The sequence below is a fragment of the Pseudohongiella nitratireducens genome, assembly GCF_001642735.1.
Taxonomy (GTDB): Bacteria; Pseudomonadota; Gammaproteobacteria; order Pseudomonadales; family Pseudohongiellaceae; genus Pseudohongiella; species Pseudohongiella nitratireducens.
The window spans coordinates 1-14,470 of record NZ_LWHM01000025.1 but is presented as its reverse complement, the minus strand read 5'-3'; the positions used below and the strand labels follow the sequence as shown (position 1 = coordinate 14,470).

11 protein-coding genes and 1 pseudogene are annotated in these 14,470 nt (G+C 44.8%); all 12 read left to right on the top strand.

Going from position 1 to position 14,470, the window contains the following annotated elements:
- The first annotated feature begins 77 nt into the window (after window positions 1-77).
- The 12 genes and pseudogenes from PSCS_RS08735 to PSCS_RS15565 all read left to right on the top strand — a co-directional run bounded on the left by PSCS_RS08735 (window position 78) and on the right by PSCS_RS15565 (window position 14,452).
- Window positions 78-1,430: a polysaccharide deacetylase family protein gene (locus tag PSCS_RS08735; protein ID WP_068811734.1), complete on the top strand. Its 1,353-nt coding sequence runs from the start codon at window positions 78-80 to the stop codon at window positions 1,428-1,430.
- 327 nt (window positions 1,431-1,757) lie between these two features.
- Window positions 1,758-2,819, top strand: coding sequence for a non-hydrolyzing UDP-N-acetylglucosamine 2-epimerase (gene wecB, locus PSCS_RS08725; protein ID WP_068811732.1), 1,062 nt, complete (start codon window positions 1,758-1,760; stop codon window positions 2,817-2,819).
- Between the two features lie 41 nt (window positions 2,820-2,860).
- Window positions 2,861-3,949 (top strand): glycosyltransferase, encoded by a 1,089-nt coding sequence (locus PSCS_RS08720; RefSeq protein ID WP_232790085.1) that lies wholly within the window; start codon window positions 2,861-2,863, stop codon window positions 3,947-3,949.
- A 318-nt stretch (window positions 3,950-4,267) separates the two neighbouring features.
- A protein-coding gene (locus PSCS_RS08710; protein WP_106387096.1) for an IS3 family transposase occupies window positions 4,268-5,430 on the top strand; the annotation gives its coding sequence in 2 pieces (ribosomal slippage) (window positions 4,268-4,523 and window positions 4,523-5,430; 1,164 coding nt in all).
- A gap of 503 nt (window positions 5,431-5,933) precedes the next feature.
- Window positions 5,934-7,115 (top strand): hypothetical protein, encoded by a 1,182-nt coding sequence (locus PSCS_RS08705; RefSeq protein WP_157885675.1) that lies wholly within the window; start codon window positions 5,934-5,936, stop codon window positions 7,113-7,115.
- A 799-nt stretch (window positions 7,116-7,914) separates the two neighbouring features.
- A complete protein-coding gene (locus tag PSCS_RS08700; RefSeq protein ID WP_157885674.1) occupies window positions 7,915-8,874 on the top strand; it encodes a glycosyltransferase in 960 nt (319 codons plus the stop codon).
- A gap of 63 nt (window positions 8,875-8,937) precedes the next feature.
- Window positions 8,938-9,912, top strand: a complete 975-nt coding sequence (gene galE / locus PSCS_RS08695; protein WP_082866418.1) for a UDP-glucose 4-epimerase GalE — start codon at window positions 8,938-8,940, stop codon at window positions 9,910-9,912.
- Window positions 9,913-9,938: 26 nt separating this feature from the next.
- The gene (gene gmd, locus PSCS_RS08690) at window positions 9,939-11,057 is read left to right on the top strand and encodes a GDP-mannose 4,6-dehydratase (RefSeq protein WP_068811728.1); all 1,119 of its coding nucleotides are present in this window, start codon (window positions 9,939-9,941) and stop codon (window positions 11,055-11,057) included.
- A 2-nt stretch (window positions 11,058-11,059) separates the two neighbouring features.
- Window positions 11,060-12,034: a GDP-L-fucose synthase gene (gene fcl, locus PSCS_RS08685; RefSeq protein WP_068811727.1), complete on the top strand. Its 975-nt coding sequence runs from the start codon at window positions 11,060-11,062 to the stop codon at window positions 12,032-12,034.
- Window positions 12,035-12,037: 3 nt separating this feature from the next.
- The gene (locus PSCS_RS08680; RefSeq protein WP_229694652.1) at window positions 12,038-12,799 is read left to right on the top strand and encodes a glycosyltransferase family 2 protein; all 762 of its coding nucleotides are present in this window, start codon (window positions 12,038-12,040) and stop codon (window positions 12,797-12,799) included.
- 171 nt (window positions 12,800-12,970) lie between these two features.
- Window positions 12,971-13,261 (top strand): annotated as a pseudogene (locus PSCS_RS08675) (phosphoadenosine phosphosulfate reductase domain-containing protein); the annotation flags it as partial.
- A 79-nt stretch (window positions 13,262-13,340) separates the two neighbouring features.
- Window positions 13,341-14,452, top strand: a protein-coding gene (locus PSCS_RS15565; RefSeq protein WP_397387140.1) for an IS3 family transposase whose coding sequence is annotated in 2 segments (ribosomal slippage) — window positions 13,341-13,593 and window positions 13,593-14,452 — 1,113 coding nt in all. Because the reading frame shifts where the segments join, the coding sequence is not laid out codon by codon here.
- Window positions 14,453-14,470: the final 18 nt, after the last annotated feature.

The following is a 14,470-nucleotide window of genomic DNA, read 5'->3' as shown; positions in this document are numbered from 1 at the left end:
CTCCTATCTTATAGCGCAACAAATAAGGCGTTTGGTCAAGCGCCTAGAGATTTTGCAGCTCAATTTTCAAGGTATTCATGAACTACTTTACTTCCGCCGCCCTGCTTTGGCTTGAGTCCATCCTACAGGAGCGCTTTGGCCATTCGTTTGAGCTGAAAGAGCAAAAGCATATGCTAACGCTTTCGCTACCCGGCACGGAGGATTACATTGTTTTCGACTCCTTACAGCCGATTTTTCATCAATCCCGATCAGACTTTTCTTGTAAATTATGGTGTGCATCCGGTGAAGGCTTTCAGGCACCCATAGAGGACTTGATACCGGCACCTGCTATGGATTCATTGCCAACTCGATTGATAGAGCTCCATGAACAAGGTGGCACAATTCACTACGACATTCTTGGGTTAACTTACTGGATGCTGACCCGCCTGGAGGAAATTGGGCGTACAGACCTGGACAATCATCAACGCTTCCCGGCGATATCATCCCACGCTTTCAGGCATGGCTACCTGGAGAGACCCATTATTGATGAATGGCTGAACATTTTGGGCCAAGTGATGCTAAGAGTCTGGCCTGGGATTGAGCTTAAGCAACATAAGTTCAACATGAAAGTTTCCCACGATGTGGACTGCCCAGCCAGCTACGCTTTTCAGAGTGTGAAAGGTCTTATCAGAACTATGGGTGGTAATGTTCTGGTTCGAAAGGACATTCCCGCTTCACTAAGATCCCTTTGGATATGGCTAAACAGCAAGCAGGCAATCCACCCGAGAGACCCTGCCAATACCTTTGACTGGCTTATGTCGCAGTCTGAGGATAATGGCTTGGTCAGCGCCTTTTACTTCATCTGTGGCCGCACAGACATTAGTAAAGATGCCAAGTACGATCCCGAAATGCCACAAATACGCAGGCTCATGCGAGAGATTCACCAGCGAGGCCATGAAATAGGACTGCACCCCAGCTACAACACCTACAACCGTCCGGAAGAAATCATAAAAGAAGCGGATAGGTTGAGGAAGGTGTGTGAGGAAGAGGGCATACAGCAGAACGAATGGGGCGGCCGAATGCACTTCCTTCGCTGGGACCAGGCCATTACTCAGAAAGCCTGGGCGGATGCGAGCATGAGTTATGACAGCACCTTGAGTTATGCCGACAGGCCCGGCTTCCGCTGCGGCACTTGCTTCGAGTACACGGCCTTTGATGTAGCAACTGATAAGCCTTTGGCACTGCGAATCAGGCCTTTGGTCGCTATGGATTGCACGGTGATCGCGAAACACTACCTTGGGTTGGGGGCTACCGAAACCGCCTATGAAAAGTTCAATGAACTGAAGAATAATTGCCGAAAGGTGGATGGGGTGTTCACACTGCTTTGGCATAACTCGTTTTTTAGTTCGCCAAATGACTTTAGCATTTATCGTCGCTTGATTTCTAAGTAAATATGCCAGTTATAACTTGATGGCTACCCCTAGCGAAGACCACATCAATTCAATGAGGTGTGCCACCGTAAAAAACTGAACTTCAACTTTTTTCCGGATTTGGTTTGCCACTGCATGGTGGTGATGGACTGCACAGTGATAGCCAATCCGTATCTTGGGCCTGGCTCGACTGAGGCGGTCTATGATAAATTTAACAAGCTCAGGGATAAATGCAAAATAATTTATGGCGTATTCATCCTGCTTTGGCACAACTCGTTCTTTAATTCATCCGAAGATATTGATATGAACTTTCGGCTCGTAAGTTTGTAGTAAAGGAATGATTCCTAAATGAAAGTATTAACCGTCATTGGGGCTCGCCCCCAATTTATAAAAGCTTCTGTAGTATCCCGAGCTTTCAAAGACATCCGACCCGACGTTAGGGAGGTTATCGTACACACCGGCCAACATTACGATGCTAATATGTCAGACGTTTTCTTTGATGAACTCTGCATTTCAAGGCCAGACTACAACTTGGGTATTGGTGGCGGAACCCACGGCCAGAACACGGGCCGTATGATAGAAAAGCTAGAAGGCATAATGAAGAAAATTCAACCTCAGTGGGTACTGGTATATGGCGATACCGACAGCACTTTAGCCGGTGCTTTGGCTGCAGCAAAGTTGGATATTCCTGTGGCACATGTCGAGGCTGGATTACGTAGTTTCAATCGAAAAATGCCAGAGGAGATCAATCGTGTGTTGACAGACCACATCGCACAAATCCTTTTAGTACCCACAGAAATCGGACGCCAGAATCTTCGAAATGAAGGTATTGCGGATGAAAAAATCAAACTAGTGGGTGATGTGATGTATGATGCCTCATTGTATTACAAATCTAAGGCTCGAAAGCCACAGCTTCCTATTGGTCTAAGTGATAAGGTGTCTGAATATGTGCTTTGTACTATTCACCGAGCGGAAAATACCGACAATCGTCAGAGGTTAACAAATATCCTCCATGGCCTCAGTGATAGTAACGTGCAGATCATCCTTCCCTTGCATCCACGAACTAGATCTAAAATTGCTGAATTTGATCTTGGAATTCCCGAGAACATTTGTGTGATAGACCCTGTAGGTTACCTTGAAATGGTCTGGTTAGAGGCAAACAGTAGGGTGATTGTCACAGACTCTGGTGGGGTGCAGAAGGAGGCATATTTCTTTGGTAAACCTTGTGTGACTATTCGAGATGAGACGGAGTGGGTTGAACTTGTAGACGCAGGCATAAATCAATTAGTGGGAGACGACACTAATTTGATCGCTAAAAGCATACGTGAGGCCAAATTTTCACTCTTGAATTCGAATATTTATGGACAAGGAAACTCAGCTAATATGGTTGTTGACTTGTTGAATCAATAATGACGCTTTTTTAGGGATTCTAAAGCTCAATCTTGGGTCAGGTGTTGGGGGTTGATTTGAAAGTAGAATATTTTTCTTTGTGTGATAAGGTCAGTAACCCTGGCGTCTGGAAGAAGATTAGCGCTACGGTTAATGCGTTTTGTGATTTGGGGCACGACAGTAATTTGTGCGCAGTTAATGCTCGGGGGCTAAAGGGGCATGTCCGACTCCTCAGTTATGTATTGAGGTCAAAAGCAGATGTGTTAATAATAAGAAACACGATGTATTCAATGTGGCCAATGTTTTTTTTGTTTTTATATCATAGAGCCTTGGGGCGAAGAATAATAATCGATATTCCCACGCCGCTCGTCGCCGCGCAACGAGAGATAATTATTTATCGGAAATCAGTTCTTGAGTGTGTGCTTAAGCTATTCATCATTTATGGCTCTTTTCCTTGGGTTTTGATACCTGCAAATCGAGTGATTCAATGTGGGCAAGAGTCGAAATATTTTATGACCCTTGTCAAAAGTAAGACCGAATTGATAGGCAATGGAGTTTCTACAGCTGACATTTTACGAATTAAGCGGGAGTACTTCAGCGCAGAGATCAATTGTCTCAATATTGTCGCCGTTGGAGCCTTGGCTCCGTGGCATGGGTACGAGCGTATGATTTATGGTCTCGCAAGGTACTATGGTAGAGACGAAGTGAGCTGTGATGTCAAATTTACAATCGTTGGAAACGGGGAAGTTCTGGGTGTATGGAAAAATTTAGCGAGGACTTTGGATATAGAAAGTCAAGTCCTGTTCGTAGGATCAAAATTTGGCTCAGAGTTGGATGAAATATTCGAAGATTCACATATTGCTGTTTCGTCACTAGGGCTCCACAAAATCGGTCTGGCATCAGCTTCCACTCTAAAGTCTAGAGAGTATTTGGCAAGAGGATTGCCAATTGTTTGTGTGGACGATATCGACTTTGGAGATTGGCCGAGATTTGCGTTTAAGTGCCAGAATAATACCAGTGCGATAGATGTAGAGTCTATTGTTAACTGGTACACTTATGAGATTGCGAAGCAGGTCTTACCGGAACAGATAAGAAATTTCGCAATTGAAAACCTAGATATTAGAGTCAAGGCGTCTAAGATTATCGATTGAGCCATCAGCTAGAATAACTTTTTAAGGACTTATTGTTTGCTCTTGGGCGAAGAATACGCGAATTTTATGTTAACCAAATTAGTTTGATATCCGTCACCGGTTGATTTCATTTGATTAGAGGATGTTCAAAAAAATCTGTGTCTTTTTAAACGATTCTTTAGATCGCCAGTTTCAAGTGTAACGTGGCACGCTGCTAAAGATCCAGATACGGTGCGAGTCGACCTTCTAAATGGATCACCATTTGCGACAGTATTTGTAGTGGTCTAATGAAACCGGACATCAACTTAGGTGGTAATATTACCGCCAGAGAGGTGTTCAATGAAGAGACAACGTCGGTCGTTCACGGCTGAATTTAAAAAAGAAGCAGCGTCACTGGTGCTGGATCAGCAATACTCAGTGCTTGAAGCCAGTCGTTCACTAGATGTGGGCGAGAACGTCCTCAGACGTTGGGTGAACCAGCTGCGCGCTGAACGAGAAGGTATCACGCCTAAAGGCAAAGCCCTGACACCGGATCAGCAACGGATACAGGAGCTAGAGAAGCGGGTTCGTGATCTGGAGACGGAGAAACGGATTTTAAAAAAGGCTACAGCTCTCTTGATGTCGGACGATTGGAATCGTACCAACTGATAGACCAGTTAAGTGAGCTAGCCCCGGTTGAGCAGGTCTGTCGCGTGTTTGATGTGAGTCGTTCGTGTTATTACGACTACCGCAGCCGTAAACACAGAGTGAACCCTGAGCGAGAACAGTTGTGCTCATTGGTTAATCAAAGTTTTCGAGAAAGCCGCAGCGCTGCTGGCAGTAGAACAATTCGAGGCATGTTGGCAGCACAGGGAATCAAAGTGGGTCGCTATCTTGTTCGGTCCCTGATGAGAGAGCTGGGGTTGATCTGCAAGCAGCCAGGACCTCACAAATACAAGCAAGCAACCGTAGAACGATTGGATATACCAAATGTGCTGAACCGGGAGTTTAATGTGGACAGACCGGACCAGGTTTGGTGTGGCGACATTACCTATATATGGACTGGCTCACGTTGGGTTTATCTGGCCGCTGTTCTTGATCTATATGCACGACGAGTGGTTGGTTGGGCGATATCAGACAAGGCAGATGCGAATTTGGCAGTAAAAGCGCTAGAGGATGCTTATCATCGTCGAGGGCGACCAGAACGGGTCTTGTTTCACTCGGATCAAGGATCGCAATACAGCAGTTTGAGATTCCGACAGCGACTATGGCGCTATCGCTTTGAGCAGAGCATGAGTCGTCGTGGAAATTGCTGGGACAATGCGCCAATGGAGAGACTGTTCCGAAGCCTGAAAACAGAATGGGTACCCAATCATGGTTACCGGTCAATAACTGAGGCAACAATGGATATAGGTTGGTATCTGATGAGTTTTTACAATCAGAAAAGACCGCATGCGGCAAATGATGGATTACCACCTGTAGCTAAGGAAGAAAAACTTAAATCACTGTCCGGGATTAGTTGACCACTACATTTAGGTGCCAGTTTCGGACGGGGTGAGTCCACTTTTAAAAGCACTAAGTATACCGGCATAGTGTAATTTTAGAAGGCTGTTCCTATTAGGGTGCCTGTCTTCGATCTTGGTCAGTTCACGGAATTAGTTGACCACTACATGACGGTGAAAAGCGTCGGTGGTGTAGATGGCTTTACGGACAACTTCGGGGTATTTGATGTGCACCGACAGACTGTCCCAGAGATTGCGCCAGGAACGTATGTCGATGATTTGGTACTGTTTCCCACTCGGCGTCTAGGTCGTCCTGCGCGATCTCTGTGGCGCTTTTGGTGGTGGTTCAGTTCCATAACGAACTTGAATCACATAAATGAACGCCGGAAACATTTATAAATGTATGCAGGCCGGCCGGGTACAAAAAAATGTCGCATTTGCCATCTCTCCTACAGCAGCCTCTGGGTCATGAATCAGTTTACCAAACGGTAAAAGTTTCTCGAGCTAGAAATGGAGCACTTCATTTGATGGTTTCATTCCTAGTTGTATTCTCATCTCTAACCCCTTGGGCCAGTTGGGGGCTAAATCGTTTTGATTCCCAGCCTTGGCCATTCATTTCTAGTAGTTTGTATATAATTTTGTTTTACAGACCTAGAGTGCTAAGTGGTGCGTTACTTGGATTTGGCCTGCTCTTATTGTTTTCAGTAATTATGGCTGTATTAATTAGTAGCGACGCGACGATGTTTTTGAGGCTTCGCTCAATAGTGGGCTATATGTCTATCTTCACGGTTATGACTGCGTTCATTGAGATTGTTCGTCGATCCGGTTTTCCTTTAAAGCAAATCGTTTTCGTGAATCTACTTTGGTTATTGGTGGCACTTGTCGAGTTAGTCAATCCTAGGATCGTGAGTTTTATATCAGCGCAACGCACTACCCTAGATCGAGGGGTGACTTCGTTGGCGGCAGAACCTACTTTTTTCGCAGTGTTTTTAATATTTGTTTCTTGGTTGCTACTACTCTCAAATAATTACAAGTGGACTTGGCTAGTTTCAATAATGATTTTTCTTAATGCATCGGCATTAGTTTTGCTTTCTCAATCAAGTATGGGGTTTTTGTACTTGATGGTTGTTTGTTGTGTGGTTGGCTTATATCAGATATCGCGACTAAGGGTTTCCACTTTAAGGTGGGGATTTTCGTTAGTATTAATTATTTCAGTCGTGGCAGTTATAGCAATCGGCGCAGAGTCATCAAGACTTTCTAGGCTATTGAGTTTGAGCCAGACTGTTTCTCCTATTGAAATCATTCGAAGCGATGCAAGTATTAACGACAGAGTGGGACATGTCGTTTTTTCTATCCATGGGGCTTTGGATAATTATCTATTGCCTGGTGGACTAGACAGTTTTGGGGAGAAGCGTGCTGATTTGATAATGGCTTATGAAGGCTTTTTTTGGTACGGCGGAACTGGTGACAAGATTATGAGTTGGCTCGGCTCTTTTATTTATGAGCTAGGACTCTTGGGTGTATTTGCTCTTTACTTTCTATATCGTTCGATGATGGTTAGGTGTGATAAACTAAGAAGGTATGAGTTATTCCTCATGTTTACTCTGTTGCTGGGCGCTATTCCTATAGCATTTTCTGTTGTTCCTTTGTGTTTTGCATGTTTTGTCTTGAGCGCTTATCCTAATGCCAAAGTGTCAAGCAATTGAGGTGTTATCCCTGTGTCTCAGCCTGATTCGATACAGCGATTAGTGAAAACATAGATTTCAAGGTTCCTAAGCGAGTTATTGAAATGCCAAAACTAAAGTCAGTATTGCTACTACGTAAGTTGACCCTAATCCTGTGCTGAAGAAACGCTGTAGTGGCCAGTTTTGCGAGCCGATTAGAAGCTGAAATTCATCCAAAGGCTGTAGTCCAGCTTGGAAAACTTGATGGAAAGTTTAGTCGTGAAAATCTTTATGGAAGCCTGTTGTCGGGTTAGCGCCGTGAGTTTGCCCTGAACGGCGATAAAGGTTTCAGCAAAAGTTCGCCTTACTCTGCGAGGAACAAAAGAAGCAGATCAGCGCTGGATCTAAAAACTGAAAAAAAAGAATAGTAAACTTAATCTGGCAAATGATTGCCCGGAACTGCAAAAAAGCCTTAACGAAGCTCGATCGACTAAGTAGTGGGAACGAGCAGTGATGAACGATGTAATTGAATAGTATCCTTAGCTATTACCTCTCCAGGTGTCCAATAATCGGTAGCATTCCACTTATGTTAATAAAAATCTTGATTGTCAACGCGTATTCCTCCAAGGGAGGGGCCACAAGGGCCGCAAAACGATTAGAGGCGTGCTTGGACCAATGTCCTGAGGTCGCAGTTACTTTTGTCTCGGCCCTGGATGAAGAAAGATTCGTTAATAATATCGTTGGAACGAGGTTAAAGTTAGTTATGAATCGGCTTCCCGGGCATCTCTTATCGAGGGGAGGGGCATTCTTTTCTACTCCATTTGTTTCCTCTAGGAGATTGGTGGAGTTTATCAATACTTCAGATTGTGATTTGGTTAACCTGCATTGGGTGAATTCTGGTACTCTTAATGTTGATGACATCGGGAGAATAAATAAACCAATCATATGGTCACTTCATGATATGTGGCCCTTTACAGGCGGCTGCCACTACGCGGGGCAGTGTAATGGATATATTCGTTCGTGTAAGGGGTTTTGCGGTGAAATTCCTAACTTTCTAGGGGGGTGGCTATCCTCATTTTTTTTCGAAAAAAAAATTAATTCGTATAAAATGTTGCCTTCTTTGACATTTATTGGGTTGAGTAAATGGATGGCAGACCAAGCTCAAAAATCAACACTCTCAGATTTCTATAGAGTTGTTAATTTGCCGAATCCCATTGATGTCTCTAAGTTCGTACCGATATCAAAAGACCAGGCAAGGCGGGGGCTCGGCATTCCACTTAATAAAAAGGTGATCTTATTTGGTGCAATGAGCGTGGTTGACAAGCGCAAAGGTTTCGCTCAACTATGTCAGGCAATTCGAAGTTTGTCAGAAAAAGATATTGAGGTTGTTGTATTTGGAGCGACCGATTCTGATCTAAGCGAAACCTTAAACCAAAAAGTCCGTTTGATGGGGAATATCAGTTCCGATGACAAATTAATAGAGCTTTACTCAGCCGCCGATGTGATGGTTGTACCTTCACTGCAAGAAAATTTGTCAAATGCAATTATGGAAAGCATGTCTTGTTCTCTACCAGTGGTGGGTTTTGATATAGGTGGCAATTCTGACATGATCGACCATAAGGTTAACGGTTATTTGGCGAGACCGATGGACACTGAAGATCTGGCTAATGGTATGCTTTTTGTTTTGAGTCAATTAGAAAATAGTAAGCTTTCTGCTGCTGCAAGAGAGAAAATCGTTTCGAAATTCTCATATAAGGTGGTTTCTAGACAATACTTACAATTATTTCAAAGTATACTTTAAGTATACGAATCAATTTTCGTGGCGATGAAAAGTAGTTATTACAGGTAAGAGGGAGTTGCTAGATTGAAGGTTCTGGTTGTGGGCGGTGCGGGGTATATAGGGTCGCATATGGTGAAGTTTTTGTTTCATCAGGGTTGTGAGGTTGTAGTTCTTGATGATTTGTCATCAGGGAATGCAGATATATCGCGCTACGCCAGCCTAACGATCGGGAACGTTAGTGATAAAGAGGTGTTGGGTAAGGTGCTGCCCGGTGTTTGCGCTGTAATGCATTTTGCCTCTTCTATCGAAGTATCAGAATCAATTCGAAATCCTGCCAAATATTATCTAAATAATCTTTCGAATACGCTAACTCTTCTGGACTCTATGTGTGAGCACTCAGTAAGTAATTTCATATTCTCATCGACTGCAGCTACTTTTGGGGAGCCAATAACATTACCCATTGATGAGAACCATTCACAAGTTCCTATTAATCCTTATGGTAAATCTAAATTAATGGTCGAACAAATATTGGAAGATTACGATCGTGCCTATGGGCTAACGTCTGTATGTCTTAGATATTTCAACGCTGCTGGTGCAGACCCTGCGGGAGAGTTTGGTGAGTGTCATGAGCCAGAGACTCACTTGATCCCATTGGTTCTTAAGGCAGCACTAGGATTGAGAGAATCAATTAATATTTATGGCCGTGACTATGTCACGCCAGATGGTACTTGTATTAGAGACTACGTACATGTCATGGATTTATGCAGTGCACACTGGCTTGCATTGACTTCGTTGCTGAAAGGAAGTGGCAGCCAAAGGTATAACCTTGGTAACGGACATGGCTTTTCAGTTAAGGAGGTTATAGAGGCGGCAATAGATGTAACTGGGCGAACGATTAAGGTTGTGGACGCACCCCGTCGCGCAGGAGATCCGGCAGTTTTGGTAGCCGACTCTGCCAAAGCCAAGGTGGAGCTGGGTTGGGTTCCTCGCTATCATGACCTTAAAACGATAATCGAACATGCATGGAAGTGGGAGCTGTCCGGAAATCGCCCTCGGTAAGTAGATACTTTTAGGACACATTCAGTATGAAAAAAGCATTAATCACCGGTATCACAGGCCAAGATGGCTCGTACCTTGCCGAGTTACTTCTAGAAAAAGGCTATCAGGTTCACGGATTAAAGCGAAGAGCATCGCTTTTCAATACTCAACGGGTTGATCATATTTACCAGGATCCACACGTCGAGAATCAAAATTTTGTTCTTCATTACGGTGATCTTACAGATAGTTCAAACCTGACCAGAATTCTTCAGGAAGTTCAGCCTGACGAAGTCTATAATCTGGGTGCGCAGTCCCATGTTGCGGTGTCTTTTGAGTCGCCAGAGTATACTGCAGACGTTGATGCGATGGGTACGTTACGGCTTTTAGAGGCCATACGTTTACTTGGTTTGGAAAAGAAAACTAAGTTTTATCAGGCATCCACCTCTGAGCTTTTTGGCATGGTTCAAGAGGTCCCGCAAAAAGAAACGACACCTTTCTATCCCAGATCGCCCTATGCAGTGGCAAAACTCTATGCATATTGGATAGCCGTTAATTATCGAGAAGCTTACGGTATGTATGCTTGTAACGGTATTTTGTTTAATCACGAGTCACCCCGCCGTGGTGAAACCTTTGTGACGCGTAAGATTACCCGTGGTCTTGCTAATATCGCGCAAGGACTCGAGTCTTGCCTGTACATGGGAAATCTGGATGCCTTACGCGACTGGGGGCATGCCAAAGACTATGTGCGTATGCAGTGGATGATGTTACAACAGGATCATCCGGAAGATTTTGTTATAGCTACGGGTGTTCAATATTCTGTTCGGGAATTCATTGAATGGAGTGCTTCTGAATTAGGTATAAAGCTTCGATTTCAGGGAGAAGGAGTTGATGAAATAGGTATTGTTGACTCCGTTGATGGCGACAAAGCACCATATGTCAAGGTTGGTGATGTTGCTGTCCGAGTTGATCCTCGATATTTCCGTCCAGCCGAAGTAGAGACATTGTTGGGTGATCCTTCTAAAGCCAAAGAAAAACTGGGTTGGGTACCTGAAATTACTGTGCAGCAGATGTGTCAGGAAATGGTTGCTGAAGACTTAAAAACCGCCCGTCGTCATGCATTGTTGAAGCAGCATGATTTGGATATTCCAGTATCTGTGGAGAATTGAGTATGTCGTCTTCAGTTTTGCGTGTTTTTATTGCGGGCCACCGAGGTATGGTGGGCTCGGCTTTGAAGCGACAGTTAGAGATTCATGACAATGTGTCAATCATCACCGCGACCAGAGCCGAGCTTGACCTGGCTAATCAGCAAGCTGTCAATGAATTCTTTGCTACGCACAGGATAGATCAGGTTTATTTGGCGGCTGCTAAGGTAGGGGGAATTCACGCGAATAACACCTATCCGGCAGACTTCATCTATCAGAATCTGATGATTGAGGCCAATATTATTCAGGCAGCTAATCAAAATAATGTGCAGAAGCTTTTGTTTCTGGGATCATCCTGTATTTACCCGAAATTCGCAGATCAGCCCATGTCTGAAGATGCTTTATTGGCAGGTACGTTAGAACCTACTAACGAGCCATATGCGGTCGCTAAGATCGCGGGCATTAAGCTTTGCGAGAGTTACAATCGCCAGTACGGACGTGACTATCGTAGCGTGATGCCGACCAACCTTTACGGTCCCGAAGATAATTTTCACCCAGATAATAGTCATGTCATTCCAGCGTTGATGCGGCGCTTTCATGAAGCGAAGGTGAGTAATGCATCCGAAGTCGTTATTTGGGGTAGCGGAAAACCCTTGCGGGAGTTTCTCCATGTTGATGATATGGCTGCTGCGAGCATCTATGTCATGAATCTGGATCAGGCTCTTTATCAAAAACAAACTACGCCTATGTTGTCTCATATCAATGTAGGCTCTGGTGTTGATTGCTCAATCAAAGAATTAGCGGAAACAATCGCCAAGGTGATTGGTTATCAGGGTAGTTTGGTTTTCGATACGACAAAGCCAGACGGTTCCCCTCGCAAGTTAATGAGTTCATCAAAGATCCGCTCTTTGGGGTGGCAGCCAAACTATAATCTAGAGCGTGGTTTGGCTCACACTTATGATTGGTTTAATGCGAATGTATTGACTCTCAGGATGGCTTGATTAATGGCTGCTAAATTGAAATTTTCAATAGTGACCGCCTGTTATAACAGCGGAGCGACCATTAGTCAGGCCATAGCCAGCTTAAAAAAGCAGAGTTGGGCGGAAATTGAGCACCTAGTTATTGATGGCTCGTCCACAGATGATACTCAAAAAATTGCGCAATCCACCCTGGGGGATCAAGATGTATTTGTTTCAGAACCCGACAAAGGGATCTATGATGCATTGAACAAAGGCATCAGCCTCAGTACGGGCGATGTTATAGGGTTTCTGCATTCGGATGATTTTTTGGCAAAAGAGACGGTTCTACAAAGAGTAGCTAAACTTTTTTTAAGTTCAGGTGCTGACGCTGTTTACGGTGATTTGCAGTATGTGAGTGCGGATGATCCCACACGCATTATTCGAAACTGGCACTCTGGTGAATTTCAGCTATCCAAGCTTCGTCGTGGTTGGATGCCGCCACATCCAGCTTTTTTCATGAAGCGGGACTTATACGAGAGCCTTGGTGCATTTGATACGGAGTTACGAATTGCCAGTGACTATGATTCTATGTTGCGTTATCTGAATCGTTCAACAATAAAAGTGGCTTATATCCCTGAAGTATTAGTAAAAATGCGTGTTGGTGGTGCCAGTAACGGTAGTCTGAAGCAAATTATCAGGAAGTCTAAAGAGGATTTTGCCGTTATGAAAAAACATGGTTTAAATCCCTTCATTGCATTACCGTACAAAAACCTCTCTAAAATTCATCAGTTTTTTATAAGAAATTAATTGTATTATTTTAGGCTAAATCTGACTCTTCACTTGAAAAAGTTATGGTAAATGGTTGTCAAGTGATTTTGGCCACCGTCTTTTGGGTACTCTAGTAGCTCTTATCCACCATCTCATCGTTATGTGTGCTGTCTAAGGTTGCTGTAGCACAAAAATGTGGAAAATGAGATTATGAAGTTAACGCACCTCCAACGCCTCGAAGCTGAATCAATCCACATCATGCACGAGGTTGTGGCACAAGCCGACAAGCCTGTCATGCTGTATTCCATCGGTAAAGACAGTGCAGTCATGCTGCATCTGGCACGTAAAGCGTTTTATCCTTCGCCGCCCCCTTTTCCCTTGATGCATGTCGATACCACATGGAAGTTCCGTGACATGTATGCCATGCGCGAGAAAGCGGCGGAGGAGGCGGGCATGGAGCTGATTGTCTGGCAAAACCCTGAAGCCAAAGCCCAGGAGATTTGTAAACCTCCCCTAAAATTGGGCCAGTGATTTTTAGAGGTTCTTGTGGATAATAGTAGTTAACCACGGAGAACCGAAAATGCGAAAAACGAAATTCAGCGAGCACCAGATTATCAAGATCCTCAAGGAGGTCGAAGGCGGTAGGATGGTCAAGGATGTCTGCCGCGAGCATGGCATCTCCGATGCCACGTACTACAACTGGAAATCGAAGTATGGTGGTATGGAAGCCTCCGACATCCGACGGCTGAAAGCCCTGGAGGAGGAAAACGCCAAGCTCAAGCGAATGTATGCCGATATGGCGCTTGAGAACACTGCCCTGAAGGACGTCATTGAAAAAAAGCTCTAGCGCCGGCAGAGAAACGCAGTATTGTCGATTATCTGGTAAGTGAGCATGGGCTCAGCGTTCGGCGCAGCTGCAAAGCACTGCGACTGAGCCGCTCGACGTACGATTACCAGCCAGATACCCACAGGGACGACGAGGTGATCGAAACATTGCTGTCGGCGGTTGAACGCTATCCACGCTACGGATTCAGAAAGCTGTATCACGTACTGAGGCGAGAGGGCCATCAATGGAACCACAAGCGATTACACCGAGTGTACTGCGCTTTGAAGCTTAACATGCGACGACGCGGCAAACGACGACTACCCAGTCGCAACCCGAAACAGCTGTCAGTACCGCAGTCGTTGAACCAGAGTTGGTCGGTTGATTTTATGAGCGATGCACTGTACTGCGGGCGGCGATTTCGCACCTTCAATGTGGTCGATGACTTCAACCGTGAGGCTCTGGCCATCGAGATCGATCTGAATCTGCCAGCCGCACGAGTGATCCGCACGCTGGATCGACTGGCTGCTTGGCGCGGATATCCGGAGCAGGTCAGACTGGATAATGGCCCTGAGTTCATCTCGGTCGCACTGGCCGAATGGGCAGAGGAAAACAATGTGCACCTGGAATTTATTTCGCCAGGAAAACCAACGCAAAACTCATATGTTGAACGGTTCAATCGAACCTATCGGAACGAGGTATTAGATTTTTACGTCTTCCGGAATCTGACGGAAGTTCGGAATATCACAGAACAATGGCTGACAGAATACAATGAAGAACGGCCGCATGAGTCACTGAATGACATTCCGCCAGCAGAATATGCTCGGCTGAAAAATGAACCCTTGGCCTCTAAAAACTGTTGGCACTAATTAAGGGATGTTTACAGA